At 69.8% G+C, this 24,796-nt stretch carries 24 protein-coding genes and 1 other RNA gene; 8 read left to right on the top strand and 17 right to left on the bottom strand.

Annotation, left to right across the window (positions count from 1 at the left end):
• Window positions 1–65: 65 nt before the first annotated feature.
• On the top strand, window positions 66–1,490 hold the full coding sequence (locus tag IE206_RS26185) for a condensation domain-containing protein (protein WP_189966153.1): 1,425 nt from the start codon (window positions 66–68) through the stop codon (window positions 1,488–1,490).
• A 199-nt stretch (window positions 1,491–1,689) separates the two neighbouring features.
• Here the strand turns inward: IE206_RS26185 and IE206_RS26180 are convergent, their stop codons facing one another.
• The 3 genes from IE206_RS26180 to IE206_RS26170 all read right to left on the bottom strand — a co-directional run bounded on the left by IE206_RS26180 (window position 1,690) and on the right by IE206_RS26170 (window position 3,363).
• The gene (locus tag IE206_RS26180; protein WP_189966151.1) at window positions 1,690–1,986 is read right to left on the bottom strand and encodes a hypothetical protein; all 297 of its coding nucleotides are present in this window, start codon (window positions 1,984–1,986) and stop codon (window positions 1,690–1,692) included.
• 404 nt (window positions 1,987–2,390) lie between these two features.
• The gene (locus IE206_RS26175; RefSeq protein WP_189966149.1) at window positions 2,391–2,672 is read right to left on the bottom strand and encodes a hypothetical protein; all 282 of its coding nucleotides are present in this window, start codon (window positions 2,670–2,672) and stop codon (window positions 2,391–2,393) included.
• Window positions 2,673–2,895: 223 nt separating this feature from the next.
• The gene (locus tag IE206_RS26170; protein ID WP_189966147.1) at window positions 2,896–3,363 is read right to left on the bottom strand and encodes a hypothetical protein; all 468 of its coding nucleotides are present in this window, start codon (window positions 3,361–3,363) and stop codon (window positions 2,896–2,898) included.
• Window positions 3,364–3,899: 536 nt separating this feature from the next.
• On the opposite strand from IE206_RS26170, the gene IE206_RS26165 reads away from it, so the two are divergent.
• The 4 genes from IE206_RS26165 to IE206_RS26150 all read left to right on the top strand — a co-directional run bounded on the left by IE206_RS26165 (window position 3,900) and on the right by IE206_RS26150 (window position 6,313).
• On the top strand, window positions 3,900–4,640 hold the full coding sequence (locus IE206_RS26165; RefSeq protein ID WP_189966145.1) for a hypothetical protein: 741 nt from the start codon (window positions 3,900–3,902) through the stop codon (window positions 4,638–4,640).
• Between the two features lie 73 nt (window positions 4,641–4,713).
• Complete coding sequence (locus IE206_RS26160; RefSeq protein ID WP_189966143.1) at window positions 4,714–4,995, top strand: hypothetical protein; 282 nt, start codon at window positions 4,714–4,716, stop codon at window positions 4,993–4,995.
• Window positions 4,996–5,390: 395 nt separating this feature from the next.
• A complete protein-coding gene (locus IE206_RS26155; RefSeq protein ID WP_189966141.1) occupies window positions 5,391–5,579 on the top strand; it encodes a hypothetical protein in 189 nt (62 codons plus the stop codon).
• 50 nt (window positions 5,580–5,629) lie between these two features.
• Window positions 5,630–6,313: a DUF2637 domain-containing protein gene (locus IE206_RS26150; RefSeq protein WP_189966139.1), complete on the top strand. Its 684-nt coding sequence runs from the start codon at window positions 5,630–5,632 to the stop codon at window positions 6,311–6,313.
• A gap of 32 nt (window positions 6,314–6,345) precedes the next feature.
• On the opposite strand, the gene IE206_RS26145 is transcribed toward IE206_RS26150, so the two are convergent.
• The 6 genes from IE206_RS26145 to IE206_RS26120 form a co-directional block, all read right to left on the bottom strand.
• A complete protein-coding gene (locus IE206_RS26145; protein WP_189966137.1) occupies window positions 6,346–7,500 on the bottom strand; it encodes a uroporphyrinogen-III synthase in 1,155 nt (384 codons plus the stop codon).
• A gap of 103 nt (window positions 7,501–7,603) precedes the next feature.
• Entirely contained in the window at window positions 7,604–8,941 is a 1,338-nt protein-coding gene (locus IE206_RS26140; protein ID WP_189966390.1) for a nitrate/nitrite transporter, read from the bottom strand.
• 143 nt (window positions 8,942–9,084) lie between these two features.
• Complete coding sequence (locus IE206_RS26135) at window positions 9,085–10,242, bottom strand: acyltransferase family protein (RefSeq protein ID WP_189966135.1); 1,158 nt, start codon at window positions 10,240–10,242, stop codon at window positions 9,085–9,087.
• Complete coding sequence (locus tag IE206_RS26130) at window positions 10,239–12,341, bottom strand: bifunctional polysaccharide deacetylase/glycosyltransferase family 2 protein (protein WP_189966388.1); 2,103 nt, start codon at window positions 12,339–12,341, stop codon at window positions 10,239–10,241. Before IE206_RS26130 ends, IE206_RS26135 begins: the two co-directional genes overlap by 4 nt.
• A 159-nt stretch (window positions 12,342–12,500) precedes the next feature.
• Window positions 12,501–13,283 (bottom strand): hypothetical protein, encoded by a 783-nt coding sequence (locus IE206_RS26125; RefSeq protein ID WP_189966133.1) that lies wholly within the window; start codon window positions 13,281–13,283, stop codon window positions 12,501–12,503.
• 154 nt (window positions 13,284–13,437) lie between these two features.
• Window positions 13,438–14,448, bottom strand: coding sequence for a LysR family transcriptional regulator (locus tag IE206_RS26120; protein WP_189966131.1), 1,011 nt, complete (start codon window positions 14,446–14,448; stop codon window positions 13,438–13,440).
• Window positions 14,449–14,552: 104 nt separating this feature from the next.
• Here IE206_RS26120 and IE206_RS26115 point away from each other — a divergent pair, with 104 nt between their 5' ends.
• Window positions 14,553–15,791, top strand: a complete 1,239-nt coding sequence (locus tag IE206_RS26115) for an MFS transporter (protein WP_189966129.1) — start codon at window positions 14,553–14,555, stop codon at window positions 15,789–15,791.
• 54 nt (window positions 15,792–15,845) lie between these two features.
• A complete protein-coding gene (locus IE206_RS26110) occupies window positions 15,846–16,265 on the top strand; it encodes a hypothetical protein (RefSeq protein WP_189966127.1) in 420 nt (139 codons plus the stop codon).
• A gap of 64 nt (window positions 16,266–16,329) precedes the next feature.
• Here IE206_RS26110 and ssrA read toward each other — a convergent pair.
• The 5 genes from ssrA to ftsE form a co-directional block, all read right to left on the bottom strand.
• Window positions 16,330–16,699, bottom strand: a transfer-messenger RNA (tmRNA) gene (gene ssrA, locus IE206_RS26105).
• A gap of 102 nt (window positions 16,700–16,801) precedes the next feature.
• Window positions 16,802–17,314 (bottom strand): SsrA-binding protein SmpB, encoded by a 513-nt coding sequence (smpB, locus tag IE206_RS26100; RefSeq protein ID WP_053727225.1) that lies wholly within the window; start codon window positions 17,312–17,314, stop codon window positions 16,802–16,804.
• A 34-nt stretch (window positions 17,315–17,348) separates the two neighbouring features.
• The gene (locus IE206_RS26095) at window positions 17,349–18,542 is read right to left on the bottom strand and encodes a S41 family peptidase (protein ID WP_189966125.1); all 1,194 of its coding nucleotides are present in this window, start codon (window positions 18,540–18,542) and stop codon (window positions 17,349–17,351) included.
• An 80-nt stretch (window positions 18,543–18,622) separates the two neighbouring features.
• A complete protein-coding gene (gene ftsX / locus IE206_RS26090; RefSeq protein WP_189966123.1) occupies window positions 18,623–19,540 on the bottom strand; it encodes a permease-like cell division protein FtsX in 918 nt (305 codons plus the stop codon).
• 46 nt (window positions 19,541–19,586) lie between these two features.
• On the bottom strand, window positions 19,587–20,276 hold the full coding sequence (gene ftsE, locus IE206_RS26085; RefSeq protein ID WP_053727228.1) for a cell division ATP-binding protein FtsE: 690 nt from the start codon (window positions 20,274–20,276) through the stop codon (window positions 19,587–19,589).
• Between the two features lie 264 nt (window positions 20,277–20,540).
• On the opposite strand from ftsE, the gene IE206_RS26080 reads away from it, so the two are divergent.
• Window positions 20,541–20,732, top strand: coding sequence for a hypothetical protein (locus IE206_RS26080; RefSeq protein ID WP_189966121.1), 192 nt, complete (start codon window positions 20,541–20,543; stop codon window positions 20,730–20,732).
• Between the two features lie 73 nt (window positions 20,733–20,805).
• Here the strand turns inward: IE206_RS26080 and IE206_RS26075 are convergent, their stop codons facing one another.
• From IE206_RS26075 to IE206_RS26065, 3 genes are all read right to left on the bottom strand, one after another.
• Window positions 20,806–21,735, bottom strand: a complete 930-nt coding sequence (locus IE206_RS26075) for a hypothetical protein (RefSeq protein ID WP_189966119.1) — start codon at window positions 21,733–21,735, stop codon at window positions 20,806–20,808.
• 439 nt (window positions 21,736–22,174) lie between these two features.
• Window positions 22,175–23,281 carry a peptide chain release factor 2 gene (prfB, locus tag IE206_RS26070; RefSeq protein WP_189966117.1) on the bottom strand — a complete coding sequence of 369 codons (1,107 nt, stop codon included), beginning with the start codon at window positions 23,279–23,281 and terminating at the stop codon, window positions 22,175–22,177.
• A gap of 224 nt (window positions 23,282–23,505) precedes the next feature.
• Window positions 23,506–24,750, bottom strand: a complete 1,245-nt coding sequence (locus IE206_RS26065) for a serine/threonine-protein kinase (RefSeq protein ID WP_189966115.1) — start codon at window positions 24,748–24,750, stop codon at window positions 23,506–23,508.
• Window positions 24,751–24,796 lie beyond the last annotated feature (46 nt).

Here is a 24,796-nt window from a genome sequence, read left to right as displayed (position 1 = left end):
GCGCTCGCGGCTTTCCCTTGAACGGGTCCGCCCGATCCGGGCTCCAACTGCGAACGGAGACGCCCGTGCGAATCACCGACATCCAGCGTTGCGAGGTCCGGCCCGGACGGCTCGTCGAGTGGGCGCTCAGTCCGGCGACCGTCGCCGCGGCGGCGGACCTTCCGGAGGACCCCCGGCCGCCCGCGTACCTCCAGGAGTCGCACATCAGGACCGCCCAATCGGTGCACGAGGACGGCCTGTTCGTGCCGACCTGGATCGGTACGGCTTTCGACATCCCGGGCACGGTCGACCTCGACGCGCTGCAGGAAGCGCTGCGCGGCTGGACACTGAGGCACGAGACGCTGCGCAGCGGCTTCCGCTGGGACGGCGACGAGATGCACCGGTTCACGCTCGACACGGAGGCCGTGTCGCTCCAGCGCGAGGACATCGGCGACTTCCCCGACGCGGAACAGCTCGTCGAGCATCTCCAGAACCGTTTCGACACCGTCGCGAACGCGCTGCGCTGGCCCAACTTCCTCTATGCGGCGGTCATCAGGGACGACTGCACCAGCGTGTACATCGCCTTCGACCACAGCAACGTCGACTCCTACTCCATCCAGCGCATCCCCGCCGAAATGAGCGAGCTCTACGCCGCCGCCGTCGAGGGCCGCCCGGCCAAGCAGTCGCCGGTCAGCAGTTACGTCGACTTCTGCGAGATCGAGCGGGCGGACGCGGACCGGATCGACGGCAAGCACGCGATCGTGGGCCGCTGGCGGGAGTTCATCAAGCGGTGCAACGGGAAACTGCCCAACTTCCCCGTCCCGCTCGGCCTGGAGCCCGGCGGCCCTCTGCCCACGCAGAAGCTCATGAGCGAGATGCTCGTCGACGCGGACTCCGTCGCGGCGTTCGAGGCGTACTGCCGGCCCTTCGGCGGCAGCCTCGTCGGCATGCTGGCCGCCACCAGCCTCATCGTCAACGAGATCGGCGGACAGCCCGTCTACCGCGCCGTCGTCCCCTTCCACACCCGGGTCAAGTCCAAGTGGTCCGACTCCGTGGGCTGGTACGTGGGCGGCGCGCCCATCGAGGTCCCCATCGACGAGGCGCCCGACTTCCTCGGCGCCCTGAAGGTCGTACGCGCGGAGCTGCAGGCCAACAGGCCGCTGGCGCAGATGCCGCTGGCCCGGGTGCTGCGTCTGCTGGGCTCGGACTTCCGCCCGACCTCGCCCGACCTCTACTCGATCGTCTCGTTCGTCGACGCACGGGGCATCTCCGGTGCGGAGCGCTGGGACGAGCTTGCGGCCTACGGGCTGGTGCGCGTGTCCTACGGCGACCAGGTCTGCATCTGGCTGAACCGGCTCCACGAGGGCCTGTGGTTCACCTGCCGCTACCCCGACACCGACATCGCGTACAAGAACATGCGGCTGTACACGGAGCGGTTGGGGGACGTCATCCTCGAAGTGGCCCGCGAGCAACGCGCCCGCGAACTCGCACCGCACGATCTCGCCGGGTGACCGGTCCACGACACCCCCTCGTGCCGGCCGCCGCCGACACGGGGGACAGGGCTCTTCCCGACCCGCCCCCGACCACACCGTCGGGGGCGCCGTGCTGCAACTCCCCGTACAAGAAGGCGACTTGACCGGCCGGAGGGCTACGGCACACATGCCTCGGCGCCCCTGCCGGTGGCCGGGGCGCCGAGGAAGGTGGTGACTCTTACTTGCTGAACGCGCTGTTGCTGCAGCCCATGCTGGAGCCCATGGAGGTCTGCTGCGAGCCGGCGTTGCCCTCGCCGTTCAGGAGGTTGCCGCCCAGGCCGTTGAGGATGCCGACCTGACCGAGGACGTCGACGTTGCCGTCATGCGACGTGCAGGTGGTGCTCTGCTTGATGTCGAAGAAATCGCCGCCCCGGCCGCCCTTCCCGCCGTCGTGCGCCTGGGCCGTGCCAGCGGCGAGGAGCCCGATGCTGCCGAGGGCAGCGACCAGGACTGCGGCCTTGCGAAGCTTCTGCATGTCATCTCCGATGGAGTGAAGTGGACGCGATCTGTGGCAGATCGACTTCGTGTAGTTACAGAGGTAATAGGACCTATCCCCAAAGCACCCGGCGGCGCGCCGAATTCAGAAAATCCCTCACCATCTTGGTCGATTCCGCGAAATAACTGGCCCCGTGAGTACCGGGATTGAACCCGGTCGATTCCCGATGGACTTCCACGCCCCGTCATGCAGTTGCATACGCGCCACAACGCGCCCCGGCAGCCCGGCCGGTGAAAGCCTTCGCCTCACCCCTGCAACCCCGGCAGACGCGCACGGAGCCGCCCTCACGGCTCCTTCAGCACAAAAGGTCCCGGCACCGAGCCTGGAGCTCGGTGCCGGGACCTGCTTGCCGCTTTCGGCCGCTTATACGACCGGACCCGTGATTAGAACGCGCTGTTGTTGCAGCCCATGCTCGAGCCGATGTGGGTGTTCTGCGCACCCGGGTTGCCCTCGCCGTTGAGGCCGTTGCCCAGCAGGCCGTTGAGCAGGCCGACCTGGCCGAGGACGTCGAGGTTCAGGTCGTGCGACTTGCAGTTGCTGCTCTGCCCGATCTTGAACTGGTCGCCGCCCTTCCCGCCGTCGTGCGCCTGGGCCGTGCCAGCGGCCAGCATTCCGAGGCTGCCGAGAGCAGCGACCAGAACGGCGGCCTTGCGAAGCTTGTTCATGTCATCTCCGTTGGAGTGAAGTGGATACGATCCGTGGCAGATCGATTCCTTACGGTCACGGAAATTAATACGAAATACCCCCAAACATCCCGATGACGCGCCGGATGCCACGAGGTTGTTGTGGAAGCACTCTGAAGTCGTAATGCCGACGAGCGGGTCCCTCGGCGTCATCGGCCACCCTCGCGTGCGGTCTCATCTCGGCGACCGCACGGCGGGCGAAGCGCTAATTGCTGGCGTGAGCGAGGGCGTTCGCCTGGTTGTTGGCCTGGGTGCAGCTGACGCCACGGGTCTCGGCGCCGGCGAGAACGGCGATGGGGAGGTTCGCGTTGAGCAGGTTCTGCGGGCTGCACTCCTGGGACGGGCGGAAGAGGTTGCTCTGCTCCACCGGGCCGCCCGGCGCCGGAGCCGTCTGCGGGGAGATCTGGGGGGAGATCAGCGGGTTCAGCTGCGGGTTGATCTGCGGGCTGACCTCGGAGGGCTGCGGCAGGGACATTCCCTGCGGCTGGGTCGTGTAACTGCGCGCGACGGCCTGCGAGGACGAGGAGGCGTGGGCGGTGTCCGGCTGCCCGATCGGGGGCGGAGCAGCGCCGTTGTACGCAACGGGAGCGACGGCGGAGCTGGAGCCGACGCCGATGGCGGACAGCCCGCCGGCTGCTGCGAAGACGAGCGCGACCTGTTGGAACTTGCGCATGGAACCCTCGGCCCTTCGTTGACCTGTGCGTGAAACGTATGGAATGCGGATGAGCCAGTGCAGCCTTGACTGTTCCCGCTGTCCTGTGCGGCTGCGATGGGCCATCGTCCTGGCCCTGTGCGGAACGAGATGAGCGGGGGTCCCGTCACGGGATCCGAGGCGTGGTCACCCATTTGCCGAAGGGTGCGAATCATCATCTGAATCGTCAACTCGCAAGGGTCCGCATCGCACTTGTTCGTGACAGCAGCGGCACGTCCTCACTCGTCCGTGGTGCTACGAGTCATGGCAAATGGGTGACGGAATTTTGGATCCCGTGACCGGCCCGGAGGAAACATCGTTGCCAGCAGGGAGTAAGGCGGCGACCGCGAACCGGAGAGAGGGGCAACGGGATCCGCTGTCGACTCCGGCGTGAAGTCCACAAGGCAGCCCCCATTTCCCCTGCTTGGGCGCGGTGTGAATATCGGACTGAACGCACGCAAGACTGCACTGAATGCAACGGATTTCCCCTGTACAGGTATTGAAGGGCCGAGGGTTCCATGCGAAAGCTTCACAAGGCCGCGCTCGTAGTAGCAGCGGCCGGCGGTCTGTCCGCCGTCGGCGTCGGCGTCAGCCATGCCGACTCACCCGGGTACGGGTACGGAGGTCCCGGTCCGGCGCCTGGTCCCCAGTACTCGGCACCCGACTACGCGCCCATGCAGTACGGGCCGCCCCCGCAGTACGCACCGCCGCAGTACCCGCAGTACGGGCCGCCCCCGCAGTACGCGCCGCCGCAGTACGGGCCCCCGCAGTACGGTCCGCCGCCGCAGTACGGCCCCCCGCAGTACGGCCCGCCGCCGCAGTACGCACCCCCGCAGTACGCGCCGCCCCGCCCCCAGGCGCAGGCCACGTCGGTGTCCAGCGCGTCGAGCACGACGCAGTCCTCCAACCAGCAGCCGTACGCCCAGCCGCTGATGGGTCCCCCGGCGGCGCCGCCGCAGGCGGCCGCCTACGCCCAGTCGACGGGTGTCGCGCAGGCCGGGCCGCAGCCGCAGATCATGCCGCAGGCGGCTCCGCAGGTCACTCCGCAGGTCGCCCCCCAGGTCGCCATGCCCCAGGTCTTCAACCCGGAGCCCGCGCCTCGTGTCGCCCCGCAGGTGAACCCGCAGGTGAACCCCACGGTGAACCCGCTCATCAACCCGCTGATCGCGCCGGCCAGCGCCCCGCAGGTACCCGGACTCGGCCTCGGCCAGCTCGCGGCGCCTCCCGTCGGCCAGCTGGGTCTGCCCCGACTGGGCTGATCGCCTCTCCGCGAATCTCCACCGCTCAACTCCATCTGTCGCACACCACATCAGCTCGACCAACGGAGAAGAAATGCGCAAGATCCAGAAGGTCGCCCTCGTCGGCGTCGCCGTCCTCGGCGGCATCGGCGCCTTCGGCGGCGGCACCGCCTTCGCGCACGGCGAGGAGGGCGCGCACGACACGGACATCATGCAGAACTCCGAGTGCCGCTCGCACGACATGAACATCGACGTCCTCGGCAGCGTCGGCGCCCTCAACGCCCTGCTGGGCAACGGGCTCAACGGCGAGGGCGCCCCGGGCGCGCAGCCCGCCCACCTCGGCTCGGACATGGGCTGCAACAGCAAGGTCGGCTGAGCAGCCGCGCTGCACGCCTTCCCGCCAAGTACCTGCCCTCGTACCGCACTTCGCGGTCCCGCACGAGGGCCACTGGCCTCCGGGCCCGGTATGACTCCCACCCCTGGCGAGCGGATGGCCCGGGGTGGTGTCATCGGGCCCGGAGCCGCCGCATCGCGCAGCGCCGGTCCCTCCGGAGCCAGCAGAAACGATCATGCAGTGGAGCCGGCGAGCACCGGACCGGCATGCCCGCACGGAAGATCTTGGCTGAAAACGCCCTCGGCGACGCCATGTAATACGTCTCGGAATTTCATCGGCCAGGGACTGTAATCCGATATACAGGAAGGTCCACTGCGAATATTCCCCCGAATGTACGACGCCGCACGCCGCGTGATGCTCGTTAGGCGAGCGTGACTTTGAAGGAAAAGACCGCAGAAAAGACCCACCTTCTCCTCTCGCACCAGGAGGACTCCAGGGATCCGGCAGGCCTCATGCACTGCTCGGATCTGCTCGAGGACTTCTTCGCGACCATCAGCCGGATGGAGAGTGAATATCTGCAGGCCGCGATGGCGGATTGGCCGGCCCAGAGTGCCCACTCCGACTGAAACATCCGCACGGCCGATCAGGGAGCAGCCGAAAACCGAAAGGATGCGGAATGAGAACCGACTACGACGCGGTAGACCAATACCCCGATTACACCCAGCCCATCGATGTGCAGCACATGTGGCGCACGCCCGATCCCGAAGTCCCGGCGGACAGCTGGGATCCGGACGAGGAGCTGGCCCGCATCCTGCAGCCGACGCACAGCGTGGATCCGGCGCCTCCCCCTCTGGACGGCGACCGGCACTCGCACCGCCAGGTCAGCCGACGGCGGCCCCGGTCGGGATTCCACGTCCTTGCCGGAAAACGGAGGATCATCGCCGTCTCGGTCCTCATCGTAATGATCACCATCTGCGCGGTGACGATACTGACCTGGTCCATCTCCTATTCGTACAATCAGCTGCGCACCATTGCGCTCCTCGGCGCGACGCCGCAGTTGGCACAATGGTGGCCGCTGACGGTGTACGGGCCGTGGCTCCTCGCGGGGCTTTCCATCCTGCGGGCATCCGTTCAGCACCGGACCGCCCGGCGGTCCTGGGCGGTGATGCTGATCTCTTCCGGCACCGCGGTGACCATGTGCATCGGTCAAGCGCCGCATTCGCTTTTCGCGATGGTAGTCGTCGGAATCCCGCCGATCACCGCCCTGGTCTGTTTCCGTGAACTCGTCGGCCAGTTCTCGCCCCGGCCCGGCCCCCGGCACGCCTTCGACGTCGTGAACGGGCTGAAGAAGAGGCCGTAGCCGGTTGCGGCGGACGGTGCGCCGGGGGCCGCTCAGTCCTCCGCGTACTTGGCGTCCGCCGCCGGATCCAGGGCGAGCCGGTAGCCACGTTTCACCACGGTCTGGATGACCCGGGGGGTGCCGAGCGCCGTGCGCAGGCGAGCCATTGCCGTTTCCACCGCGTGTTCGTCCGTGCCCGACCCGGGTAGCGCGCGCAGCAGTTCGGCGCGGGCCACCACCCAGCCGGGGCGGCGGGCGAGGGCGCGAAGCAGGGCCATGCCGGCCGGGGGGACGGATTTCAGCTCGCCGTCCACCAGGACCGCGTGACCGCGGATCTCGACGCGGCGGCCGGCCAGGGGCAACACCCTTGAGCGGGCCGGGAGTTCGGTGCACAGGAGCTGGACGAGCGGGCCCAGGCGGAAGCGTTCGGGGGCCAGCGTGGTCACGCCGCGGGCCTGGAGCTGCAGCGCGGTGACGGGGCCGACGCAGGCGGGCAGGACGTCGTCGTGCAGGGCCAGCAGCAGCTCGGCGAGCATGCCGCGCTCCTCGGCCCGGTCCAGGAGGGAGGCCGCGGCCGGGGCGCTGGTGAAGGTGAGCGCGTCCAGGCCGTGCGAGACGGTGGCGTCCAGGAGCCGGTCGAGCGGCGCCGGGTCCTGCGGCGGCAGCCAGCGGTAGACCGGCACCCCGACGACCTCGGCGCCGCCCGCGCGCAGCGACTCCACGAAGCCCGGCAGCGGTTCGCCGTGCAGCTGAATGGCGATGCGCCGGCCCGCGACGCCCTCGGCGAGCAGCCGGTCGAGGACCTCGGCCATCGACTCGGACGAGGGCGACCACTGCTCGGTGAGCCCGGCGGCCCGTACCGCGCCCTTGACCTTGGGGCCGCGGGCGAGGAGTTCGACGCCCTTGAGGGTCTTCAGGAGCGCGTCCCCCACCCCCCAGCCGTCGGCGGCCTCGACCCAGCCGCGGAACCCGATGGCGGTGGTGGCCACCACGGTGTCCGGCACTCTGGCGATCAACTCCTGGGTGGCGGCGAGGAGTTCGCTGTCGTCGGCGAGCGGCACGATCCGCAGCGCGGGGGCGTGCAGCACGGCGGCCCCGCGGCGGGTGAGCAGCGCCGCGAGCTCGTCGGCACGGCGGGCGGCGGTGACCCCGACGGTGAAGCCGGCCAGAGGCCCGTGCGGTGCGGCCGCTTCTGCTTCTGCGGACATGACTCTCCAGGTGGTGCGGGGACGTCCGAGCCTGCCAACGGAGCGTGACGCCCGGGGTTCACCATGGTTTCCCGGGTGTTACGTCACCTCCCACCGTCAAGGATCACACCTCGGCGTACGCGGGCGCCGGTGCGGCGGAGACCGGTGTCCGGGCAGGCCGGCGGACGTATACCGCCCACGTCACCGTGAAACACGCGGCGTAGCAGGCCAGGAAGGCGGCGAAGGCGGCGGTGCCGCTTCCCACCGTCTGGAAGGACTGACGGAAGGCGAGGTTGATGGCGAGCCCGCCGAGCGCGCCGATCGCCCCGACGAATCCCATGGCGGCCCCCGAGAGCCGTCGCCCGTAGGCCGCCGCGTCCTCGCCGGAGAGCCCGCGGGCGAGGGCCTTGGCCTGGAAGATGCCGGGGATCATCTTGTACGTGGAGCCGTTGCCGAGCCCGCTGAGCACGAACAGGGCGATGAACCCGGTGAGGAAGACGGGCAGCGACTTCTGGACCGAGGCGTACAGGACGACGCCGGTGGCGGCGGCCATCGCGGCGAAGTTCCCCAGGGTGATGCGGGCGCCGCCGTACACGTCGGCGAGGCGGCCGCCGACGGGCCTGATCACGGAGCCGAGCAGCGGTCCGATGAAGGTGAGCGAGGCGGCCTGGAGCGGGGTGCGGCCGAACTGGGTCTGGAGCACGAGGCCGAAGGCGAAGCTGTAGCCGATGAAGGAGCCGAACGTGCCGACGTACAGGAACGCCATGATCCAGGTGTGCGCGTCGCGCAGCGCCTCCTTGGCAGCGCCGGTGTCGTTGCGTACCGGCGCCAGATTGTCCATGCCAAGGGCCGCGCACAGCCCGGCGATCACGATCAGCGGGATGTAGACGGCGAGCACGATGCGCGGCTGGGTGGCCCCGGCGGTCGCGATGACGAGCAGCCCGACGAGCTGCACCACCGGTACGCCGATGTTGCCGCCGCCCGCGTTCAGGCCGAGCGCCCAGCCCTTCTTGCGCAGCGGGAAGAAGGCGTTGATGTTGGTCATCGAGGAGGCGAAATTGCCCCCGCCGACCCCGGCGATGGCCGCGACAAGCAGGAACGTGGTGTACGAGGTGCCGGGCTCCATGGCGAGCCAGGCGGCGACGGCCGGGACCAGGAGCAGCAGGCAGCTGAAGACGCTCCAGTTGCGGCCGCCGAAGCGGGCGACGGCGAAGGTGTACGGGATGCGGACGAGGGCGCCGACCAGGGTCGCCACCGAGATCAGGAAGAACTTGCCCGCGGGGTCCACTCCGTAGCCGGGGCCCATGAAGAGCACCATCACCGACCACAGGCTCCACACGGAGAACCCGACATGTTCGCAGAACACGGACAGGAAGAGGTTGCGCCGGGCGACGCGCTCGCCGGTCTCCCGCCAGAAGGTGTCGTCCTCCGGGTCCCACCGCTCGATCCAACGGCCAGCCATCATGCCTCCACGGTCGGTTCGCTTCACGTGACAGCGACCGTAGGGAGGGAGCGTTTCGGCCGCGTGCCGCCGGGTGACCGGGGTGCAACCGTGTCTTCACGGGGCCCGGGCGGCGGCGGTGAGACCGCCGCCGCCCGGGTCGGTCAGGCGGGCCAGAGCCGGGGCCGGCGCTTGGCGGCGACGTCCTCGACCCAGCCGAAGCACAGCACGCACAGGCCGATGAGGACCCAGGTCACGGCGAGTACCGGCCACGAGCTGTTGAGGAACTTGCCCGCTCCGGCGAGCGCGTCGATGCTCCACAGGTCGTCCCAGACGGTGGCGGCGACCAGGATGCACAGGTTGTGCCAGAGGTAGACCGTCACGGCCCGCGAGTTGAGCAGGGTGATCAGGCGGTCCCAGCGGCGCAGCGGGGCCGGCCACTGTTCCCAGGAGGGGCTGATGTGGAGCAGCAGGAGCACCGCGCCGAGCGACCACAGGGTCTGCGCGAGCGGGATCGAGTCGAGCTCCGTGTCGCCGGTGATCGAGTACCCGCCGCGCACGGCCCACCAGTAGCCGAGGGCCATCACGAGGGGGGCGAGCGAGGGGATCAGATAGTTCGGCAACTTCCGTGTGACGCCCGCCTGGTGGGCCATGCCGAGGATCCAGCAGGCGCCGAAGGTGGCGAAGTCGGTGAGCGCGGAGTCGATGCGCTGGGGAAGACCGAGGTCCACGAAGTCCACGAGCGCGGCGATCGCGACCGGAGCGAGGATCGTCAGCCACGGCAGGCGCCGCAGGAGCATCCGGAACAGCGGTGAGAGCAGCACGAACCACAGGTAGGCCCGCAGGTACCAGAGCGGTTCGGCCAGGTTCGCGCCCCAGTTGTCGCCCAGTACGTGGTGGATGCCGGGCAGGCCTGCCCCGTACGGCGGGTCGCTGAGCGGGACCACCCAGAACAGCAGGTGCCCCCACCACCAGGCGGGGTGTCCGTCGGAGTCGGGGCCCCAGCCCTGGGCGAGCATGCCGGTGATGCCGACCGCGCCGAGCAGCCACATCGGCGGAAGGAGCCGGCGCAGGCGGCCCCGTACGACCTGGACGGCGGGGCGCTTCAGGGAGCGGGCCATCAGGTTTCCGGCGAGCGCGAACATCACGCCCATGGAGGGGAAGGCCAGCGGCAGCCAGGCCCAGCCCATCAGGTGGTAGAGCACCACCCGGAACAGGGCGAGGGCGCGCAGGAAGTCGAAGTACCGGTCGCGCACGGGCGCCCGGGGCACCGGGGCGGCGGGGGTGGCCGCCGCTCCCGGAACTTCCACGTACGAGGTCATCCCGCGGCCTTCCGTTCAGCCGGGTTGCCCGGCGCCTCGACCACGCCGGTGCGGCGCAGCTTCTGCCAGCGCAGGCGACCGCCGGTCACCGCGGTGATCCAGGACTGGAGCAGCACGACGTACATCAGCTGCCGGTACAGGACCTGCTGGAGGGGCAGCGAGAGCAGATGCGTCAGCTTTTCCTTGTCGAGCCTGAAGGCGTACGCCGCGCAGATCCCCTGGATCATCAGCACGACGAGCCAGGCCACGATGGTCTGCTCGGTCTTGCCGAAGACGATCCCGTACAGCAGGAAGATGTCGATCAGCGGGGCGAGCAGCGGGGCCAGCACCATGAACGCGGCGACCAGCGGCAGTCCGAAGCGGCCGAAGCGGCCGGAGGGACCGCGGTCCTTGATGGCGCCGCGGTGCTTCCAGATCGCCTGCATGGTGCCGTACGACCAGCGGTAGCGCTGCGACCAGAGCTGCTGGACGGACTCGGGGGCCTCGGTCCAGGCGCGGGCGTTCTCGCTGTAGACCACCTTCCAGCCGTCGCGGTGGATGGCCATGGTGATGTCGGTGTCCTCGGCGAGGGTGTCCTCGCTCATGCCGCCGACCCGCTCCAGGGCTTGGCGGCGGAACGCGCCGACCGCGCCGGGGATGGTGGGCATGATGCCCAGCAGGTCGTACATGCGGCGGTCGAGGTTGAAGCCCATCACGTACTCGATGTGCTGCCACGCGCCGATGAGCGAGTCGCGGTTGCCGACCTTGGCGTTGCCCGCGACGGCGCCGACCCGCAGGTTGCCGAAGGGCTGGACCAGTTCGCGGACGGTGGACGGCTCGAAGACGGTGTCGCCGTCCATCATCACGACGAGCTCGTAACGGGCGTGCGCGATCCCGTTGTTGAGGGCGGCGGGCTTGCCGGCGTTCTCCTGGCGCACCACGCGCACGTTGGGATGGCCCAGCGCCTCGACGATGTCGGCGGTGCCGTCGCTCGAACCGTCGTCGATGACGATCACTTCGATCGGATGATCGCTCGCCATGAGCGAACGAACAGTGTTGGCGATGCATTCGCGTTCGTTGTACGCGGGCACCAGGACCGAGACCGGTTCGGTGACCGGCGGCCCCCACTGGAAGTCCTTCTTGCGCACCTTGCGGGCGTGCACGAAGGACAGGATCAGCATCAGCCCGAAGCGGGCGAAGACCAGCACGCCGACAATGGCGAGGCCCACGACCAGGAAGTCGGTGGTGTGCTCGGCGACCTGGACGGCGCCGACGAAGGCCTCGCCCTTCCACAGGTCCATGCCCGTGACCGGCGTCAGCGCGCTCGGTGCGCCGAGCGCGGTGGTGAGGTTGACGAAGCTGTAGCCCGACTCCTGCATGTCCGGCAGGAACTTGTCGAGCGCGGCCACGGTCTGCGAGCGGTCGCCGCCGAAGTCGTGCATCAGGACGATGGCGCCCTTGTCGTCCTCCGGGGTGGCGTTGTGGATGATCTTCTTGACGCCGGGCCGCTGCCAGTCCTCACTGTCGGTGGAGTCGAGCGCGACGATGTAGCCCTTGCTGCCGACGTACTGGACCACCGGCCAGGTGTCGTTGTCCATGGCGTCGGCGAACGAGGAGTACGGCGGCCGGAAGAGCGAGCTGTGCACGCCCGCGGCGCCCGCGAGCGCGAGCTGGTTCTCGGAGAGCTCGCGGTCGATGCGCGACTTCGACTGGTAGGAGAGGTCGGGGTGGTTGAAGGTGTGCAGGCCCACCTCGTGGCCCTCGGCGACCATGCGCTTGATGAGGTCCGGGTAGCGCGAGGCGTTGGTTCCGGTCACGAAGAAGACGGCATGCGCGTGGTACTTCTTCAGCTCGTCCAGGACCTTCGGCGTCCAGGTGGGGTCCGGGCCGTCGTCGAAGGTGATGACGATCTTGTGGTCCGGTATCCGCAGGCTGACCGGCTTGGCGGCGTTGCGCGCGTCGATGACCGGCCCGCCGTCGATGATCTTGTCGGGCACCTTGTCGGTGGGCGCGGGGTCGCGTACGCGGTGGTCCGCCTGGATCTCGCTGTGCACATAGCCGCGCAGCATCAGCATCGCGACGAGCGCGACGAGCAGGAGCAGCGGCAGCAGATAGCGCATGGGCAGCCGCTTGCGCCGCGTTGGCCGCGGCTTCGCCTTGGTGGTTCTCATGGCAGGTGTCGTTACGCCTTCGGGCGGTACGACGTTGGGGGCGCCGTACGGGGTTGGTGCTGGGGCCGCTGTCGTCCGGACCACTGCGGGCGGGCCGGGACGGCGGGGTCAGGCGCCGGTCTTGCCGGCGGAGGGGATGGCCGCCCGCGCGGCCGGCTTGTGCGAGGTGCCGGGGCGTGGGGAGACCTTGGTGTTCACCGGGCTGTGCCCCGTCACCGGGGTGGCGCTGTGCGGCACGGACTTGGAGGCCTTGGGCGAGGGCGCCTTGGAGGCGCTGTGCGCGGGGACCACGGCCTTCTTCGAGGGCGACGCCTTCGGCTGCGGGGCCTGCGAGGCGGTCGCCTGGGGCGGCGCCGTCACGGCGTCGGCCTTGTCGGGGAGGTTGAGACCGGGGGCGCGGGCGCTGCCGCCGAGCAGCGAGCCGACGAGCGCCACGGCGAAGCCGGTGGCCGCGAGCCCGAAGAGCCAGCCCAGCCAGCGCAGCTTCTTGCCGCGCTTTCCGCTGGCGTCGACGAACACGGCCTGCTCGGCCGAGGCCGCCCGCAGCGGCTTGAAGGTGGGAATCTTCTCGGTCATGGACCGCGAAAGGGGCTCGGGGTCGGGCCTGACGGCCTGCGGTGCGGGCTTGGTGAACTGCTGCGTGGGCACGCTCGCCTGCGGCACGGCCCCGGCCACCCGCGGATCGGGCTTCGTCAGACGCGGATCGGACCTGACGGCCTGCGGCTCCGGCTTCGTCAGCTGCGGCTCGGGCTTGGTCAGACGCCGCGTGGGCGTGGTCAATTCCTCCGCGAACACACCGAGTTGCATCGTCGCGTCGCGTGGCTGCTGTTGATCCACCGGGTGGCCGGGACGGGGCTGTCCGCCCGGCCCGTTGGATATCCGACTGTCCATTTTCGTACGCACTCCCTGAATGTGTTTCGCGGGTTGCGCGCACGACTCCCGGGCACCACCATCCGGAACGGGGAAACCCCACCCGTTCCGAGCGCCCCCACTATCCCGCCGCACCCGGGCGATGAATGTAGCGCACGTGGCTGTGGACATGTGTTCACGTATCGCGCGATGTTCGCCTTCGGCGGGCCACATGCGGGGCATCGGCCACCATCAGGGACATGTCGGGCTCGGGCAGCCAGCTTGCGGAGGGCTTCTCCAGCCAGCCGTGCGCCCCCGAGGCTTCGTCGGCGACCCGCCGCAGGACGTCCACGCCGGGATGCGAGAGCCCCTTGCGCCACACCAACGACACCGGCGCGAGCGGTACGGGTCCGGTCAGCGGGCGTACGACCATGCCGGGCACGTCCATGAACTCGGTGCTGGCAAGCACCGACCAGCCCTGCTTGCGCACCACCCGGACGAACTCCTCCTCCCCCGCGATCTCCGGGAACGGCGCGGCCATCTCGATGCCGCGCCCCGCGAAGAGCCGCTCCGCCAGGTCGGTCCACTCGGCGGTGGCCGGATTCCCCGCCGCCGCGTACAGCGTCTCGCCGGCCAGCGCGGCCAACGGCACCTCGGCCAGGCCCGCGAGCCGGTGCCCTTCGTCGAGCAGCACGGCCATCCGCTCGTAGCGCACCGGCTGGTGGCCGAGCCCCGCGAGCACCGCCGGGTCGAGTCCGGCCACCCGGCCGAAGGAGACGTCGAGCCGCCCGGCCAGGATCTCGGCCGCCGCCCCGGTGAGCCCGCTGATGAACCGGGCCACGAACTCGACGCCGGGCGCCTGTTCGCGGGCCTCGGCGAGCACCCGCGCCCCGGTGCCGACGGGCGCCGAGATGTCCACGAGCAGCGGCCGCGCGGAGCCGCCGCCCGCCCATGCGGTACGCAGTTCGTCGTAGGCGGCGAGCACCTTGCGGGCGTACGGCAGCAGCCGTGCCCCGTCCGCCGTGAGCGCGACGGCCCGGGTGGTGCGCACGAAGAGATCGGCACCCAACTCCCGTTCCAGGCGCCGGACATCGCGGCTCAGCGCCTGCTGGGCGACGAACAGACGAGCGGCCGCGCGGGTGAAGTGCAGCTCCTCGGCGACGGCGGCGAACGAGCGGAGGAGGCGCGGGTCCAGGTCGTGGGGCACGAGGGTGAAGTCAACAACATCACGGGCGTTGACAACAAGAGTGCGTGAATGGGCCCTGATCAGGTGTTGGACCCCAACCACCGGCCGCCACAAGGATCGTGGGCATGCCGCAAACGACCCCGCTCGACCGACGCCAGAACCCGTACATACGCCTCTTCCGCACCCCTGGCGCCCGCGCCTTCACGCTGGGCAATCTCGTCGCCCGGCTCCCCATGGGCATGTTCGGCGTCAGCGCCGTGATCATGATCGCGGGCGCGCGCGGCTCATACGCCCTCGCGGGCGCCGTCACCGCCACCGGTCTCGCCGCGACCGCGCTCGTCGCCCCGTGGACGGCCCGGCTCGTCGACCGGCACGGCCAGGCCCGAATTGCCGTACCTGCAACGACAGTTGCGGTCTGTGGCTCGCTGGCCCTGGTCCTGTGCGTGCACTTCGGCGCCCCCGACTGGACCCTGTTCGCCGCCTACGCCGCGACCGCCACCACGCCCAACACCGGCGGCATGTCCCGCGCCCGCTGGGCCCACCTGCACCGCGGCTCCTCCCCGGAAGCCGCGGCCGCCCTGCACACCGCCAACTCCTTCGAGCAGGCCGCCGACGAGCTCTGCTTCATGCTCGGCCCGGTCGCCGCCGCCTTCCTCTGCTCGGCCCTGTTCCCCGAGGCCGGCACCCTGGTCGGCGCGGTCCTGCTGATGACAGGCATCCTGCTCTTCGCCGCCCAGCGCACGACCGAACCGCCCGCCGCACCTCGCACTCCCGCCGCCAAGTCCCCTTTGCGCACAAGGGGGTTCGCCCCGCTGCTCGCGGTCTTCCTCGCCACCGGCGCGGTGTTCGGCTCCCTGGAGGTCGTCACCATCGCGTACGCCGACGGGCTCGGCCACCGGTCCGCGGCGGGCGGCGTGCTCGCGCTCCAGGCGGCCGGATCGTGCGTCGCGGGGCTCCTGTACGGGGCGGTCCGCCCGGCCCGCAGCGTGCCCCGGCGGCTCGTCGGCTGCGTCGGGGCCATGACCGTGCTGATGTGCCTGCCACTGCTCGCGGCACGGGCCGGCGGCTCACTGCTCGCGCCGGCCGCGGCCCTGCTGTGCGCGGGCGCCGCCACCGCACCCACCATGGTCACCGGCATGACCCTGATCCAGCGCCTCACCCCCGAGGGCCGGTTGAACGAGGGCATGACCCTCGCCGTGACCGCGATCCTGGGCGGCATCGCGGCCGGCTCGGCCATCGGCGGCCAGGTCATCGACCAAGCGGGCGCGGAGATGGGGTACTTGATCCCGGTCTGCGCGGCGGCCGTCGCCCTGGTGGTGAGCGCGGCCGGATCCGGGCGGTACGCTGCACCGCCCCGCCGATAAGCGGGACGTCCCCCTCCGCTTGAGCATGACCACGTATCAGGAAGGCCCATCCCCATGGCCATGAAGAAGTCGACCATCCAGCAACAGGTCGCCGAGGCGATCGCGCAGGCCAATCCGCAGGACCGTCCGATCGTCATGATCCAGGCGGTGGCGGGCCCCAGCGTCTGGCTGATGAGCATGCTCGGCGTCATAGGCCAGTGCTTCCTGTCGTACTACTTCATCACCGTGACCCAGCAGGCCGTGCTGCTGCACCGGGCCAGCCGCTGGAACAACCGCCCGCAGGAGATCGTCACGGCTATCCCGCCGGCCGAGGCGATGCGGATGATCAGTGACGTACGGCGGAACACACTGTGGAGCTCGTTCCGCTGCCAGCTGCCAGGACAGCCGAAGCCGACCCGCATGAACGTCCACCGCCTGTGGCGCAACGAGATGGACCAGCTCCTCGGCATGCTGACCGGCCAGCCGGTCGCCTGACCCCGGCCCCGGGCACGACAAAGGCCCCGCTGTCGGAACAGCGGGGCCTTCGCCTACATGGGAATTGTGGAGATGGCGGGAATCGAACCCGCGTCCAACGGTGCAAAAACAGGGCTTCTCCGTGTGCAGTTCGCTGCGATTTTCTCGGCCCCGGCAATCACGCGAACAAGTCGCCGACGGGCCCAGCCACTGTTTGATTTCCTTCTAGACCCCGTGACCGGGTCTAGAAGTTTAGTTCCCTAGCTGATGCCAGGATCCGGGTCGGGAACAGCCCCGGGCTGACACTTCGCAAGTCGCTACTTAGGCAGCGAGGGCGAAGGAATCGCGCTTGGTGTTGGCGATTATTGTTTGCGACATATGGTTTACGAGATCATTGCCGCTTCCTCGACACGCTTCCCCTGCTTCGACATCCGCTGTCGAAACCGATCATCCCCATGTGGTGTTTTCAAAAGGCGCCCCTGCGGTGAGGGGCTGATGCCATCGTACGTGACCAACGCCCGAGGGTGCCAGCCTATTCCGCGCGGGCCGCTGCCTGCCTAGCGCAGGCTCGCCCGCTCCTTGCGCTTGACCGCCGAGATGGCGCGGTCCGTCTCGCGTCGGTCCTGCTTCTCACGCAGCGTCTGCCGCTTGTCGTACTCCTTCTTGCCCTTGGCCAGCGCGATCTCGATCTTGGCCCGGCCGTCCTTGAAGTACAGCGCAAGGGGCACGATCGTGTGGCCCGACTCCCCCGACTTCGACTCCAGCTTGTCGATCTCGACCCGGTGAAGCAGCAGCTTCCGCTTGCGCCGCGCGCTGTGGTTGGTCCAGGTGCCCTGCGCGTACTCCGGCACGTGCACGTTGTGCAGCCAGGCCTCGCCGCCGTCGATCTGGACGAAGCCGTCGACCAGCGAGGCGCGGCCCTGGCGCAGCGACTTCACCTCGGTACCGGTGAGTACGAGACCGCACTCGTAGGTGTCGATGATGAGGTAGTCGTGCCGTGCCTTCTTGTTCTGCGCGACCAGCTTGCGCTTGCTGTCCTTCTCTTTGTCCTTGCCCGTGTTCTTAGCCATAGTGCGGCCATTTTCTCACCCCGGCGCAACAGGTTTAAGACGTGCCGCCCAGACCGCTCAGGACGGTCTTCGCGTGTTCGAGGGGGCGGTCGGTGACGGGAAGGTCGGGGGTGATGCCCTTGCCGTCGAGGCCGCGGCCCGAGGGGGTGCGGTAGTGGCCGACGGTCAGCTCGGCGACCGAGCCGCCCGCGAGGCCGGTGGGCATCTGGACCGACCCCTTGCCGAAGGTGCGCGAGCCGACGGTGACCGCGCGGCCACGGTCCTGGAGTGCGCCGGTGAGGAGTTCCGCCGCGCTCATGGTGCCGCCGTCGATCAGCACGACCAGGGGTCTCGCGCCGTCCCCGTCGTCGGCCGCGTACAGCGCCTGCTGCTTGCCGTGCACGTCGTACGTGGCGACCAGGCCGCCGTCGAGGAAGGCGGAGGCGGCGGTGACGGCCTCGCCGACCAGGCCGCCGCTGTTGCCGCGCAGGTCAAGGAGGATCCCGGCGTCCTTGGGGGCCCGGCGCACGGCGGCGCGCACCCGCTCGCCGGAGCCCTTGGTGAAGGCCGTCACCTTGATCATCACGACCTCGGCGGAGAGCTCTTGGACGGCCACGTCCTCCGTGTCGAGGACCGCCCGGCCGAGCGTCTGCTGCCAGCTGCGGGAGCCGCGCTGAAGGCCGACGACGACCTTGCTGCCCGCCGCGTCGCCCCTGAGGCGGGACACGGCCTCGGTGACGGGCCGGCCGTCGGCGGACCAGTGGTCGATGCTGCGCAGGAAGTCGCCGGCCTCGACGCCGGCGCGGGCGGCGGGGCCGCCGGACTGGACCCGGGTCACCTGGGTGCGGCCGTCGGCGGTGCGGGCGACCCAGAGGCCGACACCGGTGTAGCGGCCGTCGAGGGCGTCCGTGTACTGCTCGTACTGGCCCTTGTCGTACACCGCGCCCCAGCGGTCCCCGCTGCGGTCCACGGCCTCCTCGGCGGCGCGGGTGGCGGACTTGCCGTCGGCCTGCGCCTCGGCGGCCGCGCGGGTCACGTCCTCGGCGGTGCGGTCGCCGCCGCGGGCGGTGTGTCCCTCGCGCGGGTCGAGGGCGGCCGCCGCGCTCCCGGCCGGTAAAGCGGCGGGTCTCTGCTCCTGCGGAAGGCAGTTGGTGGCTGCCGCCGTCACCAGGACGCTCGCGAAGACCAATGCCAGAGCCGCCCCGCGGCGCACGCCGCGGGGCCTGGGACAGAGCTCCGGGCCAGACATGGCGCCGAGTCTAGGACAAACGTCGGGCGCCGCAGGGGTTGTTGCTCCCACGGCGCCCGGGGCGTGTGTCACAGGCGGGGTCAGACCTTGAGGTACTTGCGCAGAGCGAAGAAGGCCGCGAGCGCGGGCATCAGGACACTGGCCGCGAGCACGAGCGGCAGCTTGGCCAACACCGCGTCCCAGCCGATGAAGTTGATGAGGTTCAGCTTGTGCGCCAGGTCGAGCCCGTGGTCGATCATGAAGTAGCGGCCGACGACCAGGAAGCCCGCGGCGGCCACACCGCCCATCAGCCCGGCGAAGGCGGCCTCCATGATGAACGGCGCCTGGATGTAGAAGCCGGAGGCGCCCACCAGACGCATGATCCCGGTTTCGCGCCGCCTGCTGAAGGCGGAGACGCGCACGGTGTTCACGATCAGCATCAGCGCGACGATCAGCATCACGAACATGACCAGGATCGCCGCCATGTTCATGCCGTTGAGCAGCCCGAACAGGTTCTCCAGAATGCCCTTCTGGTCCTGGACGGACTGGACGCCGTCGCGGCCCGCGAAGGCGGTGGCGACCACGGCGAACTTCTCCGGGTCCTTGAGCTTGACCCGGAAGGACTCCTGCATCTGGTCCGGCGTGATCGACCCGCCCATCGGGGAGCTGCCGAACTGCTCCTTGTAGTGCTTGAACGCCTCGTCGGCCGACTCGTACGACACCGTCTGGACGACGTCCAGCTTCTTGAGGTCGGCCTCGATGTCCTTCTTCTGCTGGGCGGTCACCGCCCCCTTGGCGCACTTGGCGACGCTCTCGGCGTCCGCCTTGTTGCAGAGGAAGATCGAGACGTTGACCTTGTCGTACCAGTAGCCCTTCATGTTGTTGACCTGGTCCCGCATCAGCAGCGAACCGCCGAACAGGGCCAGCGAGAGGGCGACGGAGACGACGACGGCGATCGTCATGGTCAGGTTGCGGCGGAGACCGACCCCGATCTCCGAGAGTACGAACTGAGCGCGCATGGCGACGATTTCAGCCTTTCAGTGCTCGACGAGTGCTCTACGGCGCTCAGTGCTGGTAGCCGTAGACGCCGCGCGCCTGGTCTCGTACGAGACGGCCGGACTCCAGCTCGATGACGCGCTTGCGCATCTGGTCGACGATGTTCTGGTCGTGGGTCGCCATGATTACGGTGGTGCCGGTCCGGTTGATCCGGTCGAGCAGCTTCATGATGCCGACGGAGGTCTGCGGGTCGAGGTTGCCGGTCGGCTCGTCCGCGATGAGCAGCATGGGCCGGTTGACGAAGGCGCGGGCGATCGCCACGCGCTGCTGCTCACCACCCGAGAGCTCGCCCGGCCTGCGGTCCTCCTTGCCGCCGAGCCCGACGAGGTCGAGCACCTGCGGCACGGCCTTGCGGATCTCGCCGCGCGGCTTGCCGATGACCTCCTGGGCGAACGCGACGTTCTCCGCGACGGTCTTGTTGGGGAGCAGCCGGAAGTCCTGGAAGACGGTGCCCAGTTGGCGCCGCATGTGCGGCACCTTCCAGTTGGAGAGCCTGGCCAGGTCCTTGCCGAGCACGTGCACCTGCCCATGGCTGGCACGCTCTTCACGCAGGACGAGTCTCAGGAAGGTCGACTTCCCGGAACCGGACGAGCCGACAAGGAAGACGAACTCCCCCTTCTCGATGTCGAGGGAGACTTCCCGCAGGGCTGGTCGGTTCTGCTTGGGATAGGTCTTGGAGACATTGTCGAATCGGATCACGGGTGCACCACGGGTCGGCCGGGAGTATAGGTGTGCGTGACCTTACGCGAACGGGACGAGCCCGCGCAGGCCACGTCTGGGGATGCACCTTATGTCCCTTGAGTCGGGGGCCCGGACCGGGATGAATCAGGCGGGGCGCGCCGAAACGCGCGGGAGCTGGCACAGTGGTAGGGGGAACGGTTGCGTTTCCCTGAGCGTTGAGCGGAGAGATAGCGGGTTGAACGCTGTATGCGCCGGCTCCGCCGCGCGGGAGGAGGAGAGCGCATGACCTATGACCGATTGGTGTGCGCCAACTGCGCGGCGCCCGTGAGCGAGGGCCGCTGCCGTGTCTGCCGGGCGAACCGGGAGCGCCTGCAGCAGGAGAGCCAGTGGGGAGCCCTGAGCCCGGCGGCACTGGTGACGCTCCTGATCGTCCTGATAGCGGCCTTCGCCCTGCTGGCCCACCAGACCGTCTGATCCGTCGGTCCGTACACGAAGAGGGCCCCGGGTGCAGAACGCACCCGGGGCCCTCTTCTGCGTCAGCTACTGCTTACGCGACGTTACGACCGCCCGCGAGGCGCGGCATGAAGCGGAAGCCGATGCCACCCGCGATCATGGTCGCGGCGCCGATCAGCAGGAAGGTGGTCCCGCCCGCACCGGTGGCGGCGAGCTCCTCCTTCTGCTTGCCCTGCTCGACCGGCTGCGACCCGACGGTGTCGGGGTTGGTGCCGGTGTTGCCGGTGGTGCCCGTGGAACCGGTCGAGCCCGTGGAACCGGTGCTGCCCGTGGAGCCCGTCGAACCGGTGGACCCGGTCGAGCCGGTGCTGCCCGTGGAGCCGGTGCTGCCGGTGGAACCGGTCGACCCCGTCGAACCCGTGCTGCCGGTGGAACCGGTCGAGCCCGTGGAACCGGTGCTGCCCGTGGAGCCCGTCGAACCGGTGGAACCGGTGGACCCGGTGCTGCCCGAGGTACCGGAGGTGGTGGATCCGGTGGTGCCCGAGGTGCCCGAGGTACCGGACGTGGTGGACCCCGTGGTGCCGGAGGTGCCCGAGGTCGTCGACCCCGTGGTGCCCGAGGTACCAGAGGTCGTGGAGCCCGTGGCGCCCGAGGTACCGGAGGTCGTGGAGCCGGTGGTGCCCGACGTGGTCGAGCCCGTGGTGCCCTCGGAGGTGGTCGAACCGGTCGTGCCCGAAGAGGTGGTCGAGCCGGTCGTGCCCGAAGAGGTGGTCGAGCCCGTGGTGCCTGCCGAGGTGGTGGAACCGGTCGTACCGTCGGTGGTCGAACCGGTCGTCTGGCCGCCCGTGGTGTCGCACAGCGGCGTACCCGGGATGCAGGGCTCGTCGAAGGTGCTCTTGGCCTTGCCGTCATTGGAGTCGAAGCCGACGGCCTGGGCCGCCCCCGCGGCGGTCAGGGACGCGCCGGCGGCAATCACCGCACCGGCTGCTATCCGCGCGACGCGGACCCGCGTGTTCTTGGTCATCTGCCTGCTACCCCCAGTAGCTGTCTCGTCGTGGAGCAGCGCCCGGGGCGGCAACGCCGGGGAGAGCGATTGAGCCCCTCCCCCGTCACACGCGCCCCAGAGATACGCATGCCGCGCGTTAGCTTTGCCAGTTTTAAAGATCGCGTCAAGGTCGTTGCGTACGCAATGCCCGAAATCGCCCTACTTGCCGGGCGTACGGGAATACGACTGTGACAGAAGACCGGAACTGACGCCTTCCGCAGGGGAGTTCGGATGTCGACAAAGCGCCGAGTCGCTCAATTCCCGCTTGCGCCAGCGAATTCGGCCGCAGGACATGTTCTCGCCCCGCCCCGCTACCGAACCGCCACCTCGGGCACACGCAACCACCACAACGGGAAACGCCGGGTCCCCTTTTCGGGACCCGGCGTCTTGGTGCGCTCACAGCGTGCGCGCAACAGGCCTACTTCTCCTGCTGCTTGCGCCAGCGGATGCCCGCTTCGAGGAAGCCGTCGATCTCGCCGTCGAGAACCGCCTGCGGGTTGCCGACCTCGAACTCGGTGCGCAGGTCCTTGACCATCTGGTACGGGTGCAGGACGTACGAACGCATCTGGTTGCCCCAGGAGTTGCCGCCGTCGCCCTTGAGCGAGTCCATCAGCGCCTGCTCCTCCTGGCGGCGGCGCTCGAGGAGCTTGGCCTGGAGGACATTCATGGCGCTCGCCTTGTTCTGGATCTGCGAGCGCTCGTTCTGGCAGGAGACCACGATGCCGGTCGGGATGTGCGTGATGCGGACCGCGGAGTCCGTGGTGTTGACGCCCTGGCCGCCCGGGCCCGATGCGCGGTACACGTCGATGCGCAGCTCGGACTCGTCGATCTCGACGTGGTCGGACTGCTCGACGACCGGCAGCACCTCGACGCCGGCGAAGGACGTCTGGCGGCGGCCCTGGTTGTCGAAGGGCGAGATGCGGACCAGGCGGTGCGTGCCCTGCTCCACGGAGAGCGTGCCGTAGGCGTAGGGCGCGCTGACGACGAAGGTGGTCGACTTGATGCCGGCCTCTTCCGCGTACGAGGTCTCGTACACCTCGGTCTTGTAGCCGTGGCGCTCGGCCCAGCGCAGGTACATGCGCTGGAGGCGCTCGGCGAAGTCGGAGGCGTCGACGCCGCCGGCCTCGGCGCGGATGTTGACCAGCGCCTCGCGGGAGTCGTACTCGCCGGACAGGAGGGTACGGACCTCCATCTCGTCCAGCGCCTTGCGCACGGACTCCAGCTCGGCCTCGGCCTCGGTGCGGGTGTCCGGGTCGTCCATCTCCTCGGCGAGCTCGAAGAGCACCCCGAGGTCGTCGATCCGGCCGCGCAGGGCCTCGGTCTTGCGCAGCTCGGCCTGGAGGTGCGAAAGCTTGCTGGTGATCTTCTGCGCCGCCTCCGGGTCGTCCCAGAGGGACGGGGCGGCCGCCTGCTCTTCGAGCGCAGCAATATCTGCCCTCATCGTGTCGAGGTCCAGGACGGCCTCGATCGACCCCATGGTCGAGGAGAGGGACTTCAGCTCTTCGGATACATCGACGACTGCCACGGGTCCAGCGTAACGGCTGCGCGCTCCGGCGTTCCCCGGGCGGCTTGATCATCCATGTCCTAGGGGGTGTCCGATGGGTCAGGGTCGGGTAGGGCGTGGCGTCTGGTGCGGTGCATCGCAAGGCGCCGGAGCGTCCCGATAGCGGAGCTCTCGGGACGTTTCGGCAACGCCGCGAGGTGCCGTGCCAGACGCCGCGACCCCGGCCATGACCCATCGGGCACCCCTTAGGGGACGACCGGCGCCGAGTTCTTGGTGTCCTGGGGCGGGGACTGCTTGCCGGAGTCGTCGCTCAGGGCCAGCCAGCCGCCGACGCCGACCGCCGCCGCGAGGGCGACCGCCGCCGCCGTCAGGACGAGGCGGCGCTTGCGGACCTGGTCGGCGCGGTGGCGGGCCGAGCCGGGGCGCGGGGCGCCGGAGGGGCGGGGCGCGCGGGCGGTGCCGAGCGGGCCGCCGGCCAGCTCGTCGGGGCCGGGGACGCGCATGCTGGTGTGGGTGTCACGGTTGGCGGAGTCGTGCTGCGCCCCGGGCACGAGCGGGACCGCGCCGCGGCGCGGGGTGGTGGGGACGGTCGGGTACGGGTCCTCGTACGCCTCCTCGTCCTCGGTGCCTTCGGCGTCCGGCTCGTCCACGTCGAGCGGGGGCATGCCCGCGACGAGGGGCAGCAGTTCGCGCAGCCGGACCGAGAGTTCGGAGGCGCGCAGGCGGGAGGCCGGGGCCTTGGCCAGGCACTGGACGATCAGCTGCCACAGCTCGTCGGGGATGCCCGGGAGCGGGACGACCGTCTCGGTCACATGGCGGCGCAGCACGGCGCCGGGGTGGCCGCCGCCGAACGGGGTGAAGCCCGCGAGCAGCTCGTAAAGAACCGTCGCGAGCGCGTAGATGTCGACGGCGGCGCGCGGCGGGAGGCCCTCGACGATCTCGGGTGCCAGGTAGTCCGGGGTGCCGATGATCCTGGTCGCCTTGGTGCGGCGGGGGGTGTCGATGAGCTTGGCGACGCCGAAGTCGGTGAGCAGGGCGGGGTGGGCGCCGCCGGGGCCGAGCGGGCCCTGCATGTCCAGGAGGATGTTCTCGGGCTTGACGTCCCGGTGCACCACGCCGGCCGCGTGGGCGGCGGCGAGCCCGTCGGCGACGTCGGCCGCGATGGCCACGGCCGCCTCGGGGGCGAGCCGGCGCTCGCGGTCCAGGCGGGTGCGCACATCGGTGCCCCGGATCAGGTCCATGACCAGAGCGAGGTCGTTGCCGTCCACCACCAGGTCGCGCACGCCCACCACGTTGGGGTGGTCGAGGCCGAGCAGAGCGGTGCGCTCCTGCACGAAGCGGCCGACCAGCTCCTGATCGGCGGCGAGGTCCTCGCGCAGCAGCTTGATGGCGACGGGGCCCTCGGGCCCCTCGCCGAGCCACACCGTGCCGGCGCTGCCGCGGCCCAGGATCTGGTGGGCGGTGTACCGGCTGCCGATATTCCGTGCCAAGACTGCTCCCTCAGCGGCTGGCTGTGCACGCTGAGGCTACGCGGCC

The sequence above is a fragment of the Streptomyces violascens genome, from assembly GCF_014649955.1.
GTDB classification, from domain to species: Bacteria; Actinomycetota; Actinomycetes; order Streptomycetales; family Streptomycetaceae; genus Streptomyces; species Streptomyces violascens.
The sequence above is the reverse complement of the archived record's forward strand: the minus strand, read 5'-3'. Positions and strand labels throughout refer to the sequence as shown.

Bases quoted from the DNA above. Each gene is read 5' to 3' on its own strand.
- IE206_RS26175 (WP_189966149.1), bottom strand. From the start codon at position 2,672: ATGAACAAGCTTCGCAAGGCCGCCGTTCTGGTCGCTGCTCTCGGCAGC.
- IE206_RS26160 (WP_189966143.1), top strand. From the start codon at position 4,714: ATGCGCAAGATCCAGAAGGTCGCCCTCGTCGGCGTCGCCGTCCTCGGC.
- IE206_RS26165 (WP_189966145.1), top strand. From the start codon at position 3,900: ATGCGAAAGCTTCACAAGGCCGCGCTCGTAGTAGCAGCGGCCGGCGGT.
- IE206_RS26125 (WP_189966133.1), bottom strand. From the start codon at position 13,283: ATGGACAGTCGGATATCCAACGGGCCGGGCGGACAGCCCCGTCCCGGC.
- IE206_RS26130 (WP_189966388.1), bottom strand. From the start codon at position 12,341: ATGCGCTATCTGCTGCCGCTGCTCCTGCTCGTCGCGCTCGTCGCGATG.
- ftsX (WP_189966123.1), bottom strand. From the start codon at position 19,540: ATGCGCGCTCAGTTCGTACTCTCGGAGATCGGGGTCGGTCTCCGCCGC.
- IE206_RS26115 (WP_189966129.1), top strand. From the start codon at position 14,553: ATGCCGCAAACGACCCCGCTCGACCGACGCCAGAACCCGTACATACGC.
- IE206_RS26150 (WP_189966139.1), top strand. From the start codon at position 5,630: ATGAGAACCGACTACGACGCGGTAGACCAATACCCCGATTACACCCAG.
- IE206_RS26095 (WP_189966125.1), bottom strand. From the start codon at position 18,542: ATGTCTGGCCCGGAGCTCTGTCCCAGGCCCCGCGGCGTGCGCCGCGGG.
- IE206_RS26075 (WP_189966119.1), bottom strand. From the start codon at position 21,735: ATGACCAAGAACACGCGGGTCCGCGTCGCGCGGATAGCAGCCGGTGCG.
- IE206_RS26135 (WP_189966135.1), bottom strand. From the start codon at position 10,242: ATGACCTCGTACGTGGAAGTTCCGGGAGCGGCGGCCACCCCCGCCGCC.
- IE206_RS26180 (WP_189966151.1), bottom strand. From the start codon at position 1,986: ATGCAGAAGCTTCGCAAGGCCGCAGTCCTGGTCGCTGCCCTCGGCAGC.
- IE206_RS26080 (WP_189966121.1), top strand. From the start codon at position 20,541: ATGACCTATGACCGATTGGTGTGCGCCAACTGCGCGGCGCCCGTGAGC.
- IE206_RS26145 (WP_189966137.1), bottom strand. From the start codon at position 7,500: ATGTCCGCAGAAGCAGAAGCGGCCGCACCGCACGGGCCTCTGGCCGGC.
- IE206_RS26140 (WP_189966390.1), bottom strand. From the start codon at position 8,941: ATGGCTGGCCGTTGGATCGAGCGGTGGGACCCGGAGGACGACACCTTC.
- IE206_RS26170 (WP_189966147.1), bottom strand. From the start codon at position 3,363: ATGCGCAAGTTCCAACAGGTCGCGCTCGTCTTCGCAGCAGCCGGCGGG.
- IE206_RS26110 (WP_189966127.1), top strand. From the start codon at position 15,846: ATGGCCATGAAGAAGTCGACCATCCAGCAACAGGTCGCCGAGGCGATC.
- smpB (WP_053727225.1), bottom strand. From the start codon at position 17,314: ATGGCTAAGAACACGGGCAAGGACAAAGAGAAGGACAGCAAGCGCAAG.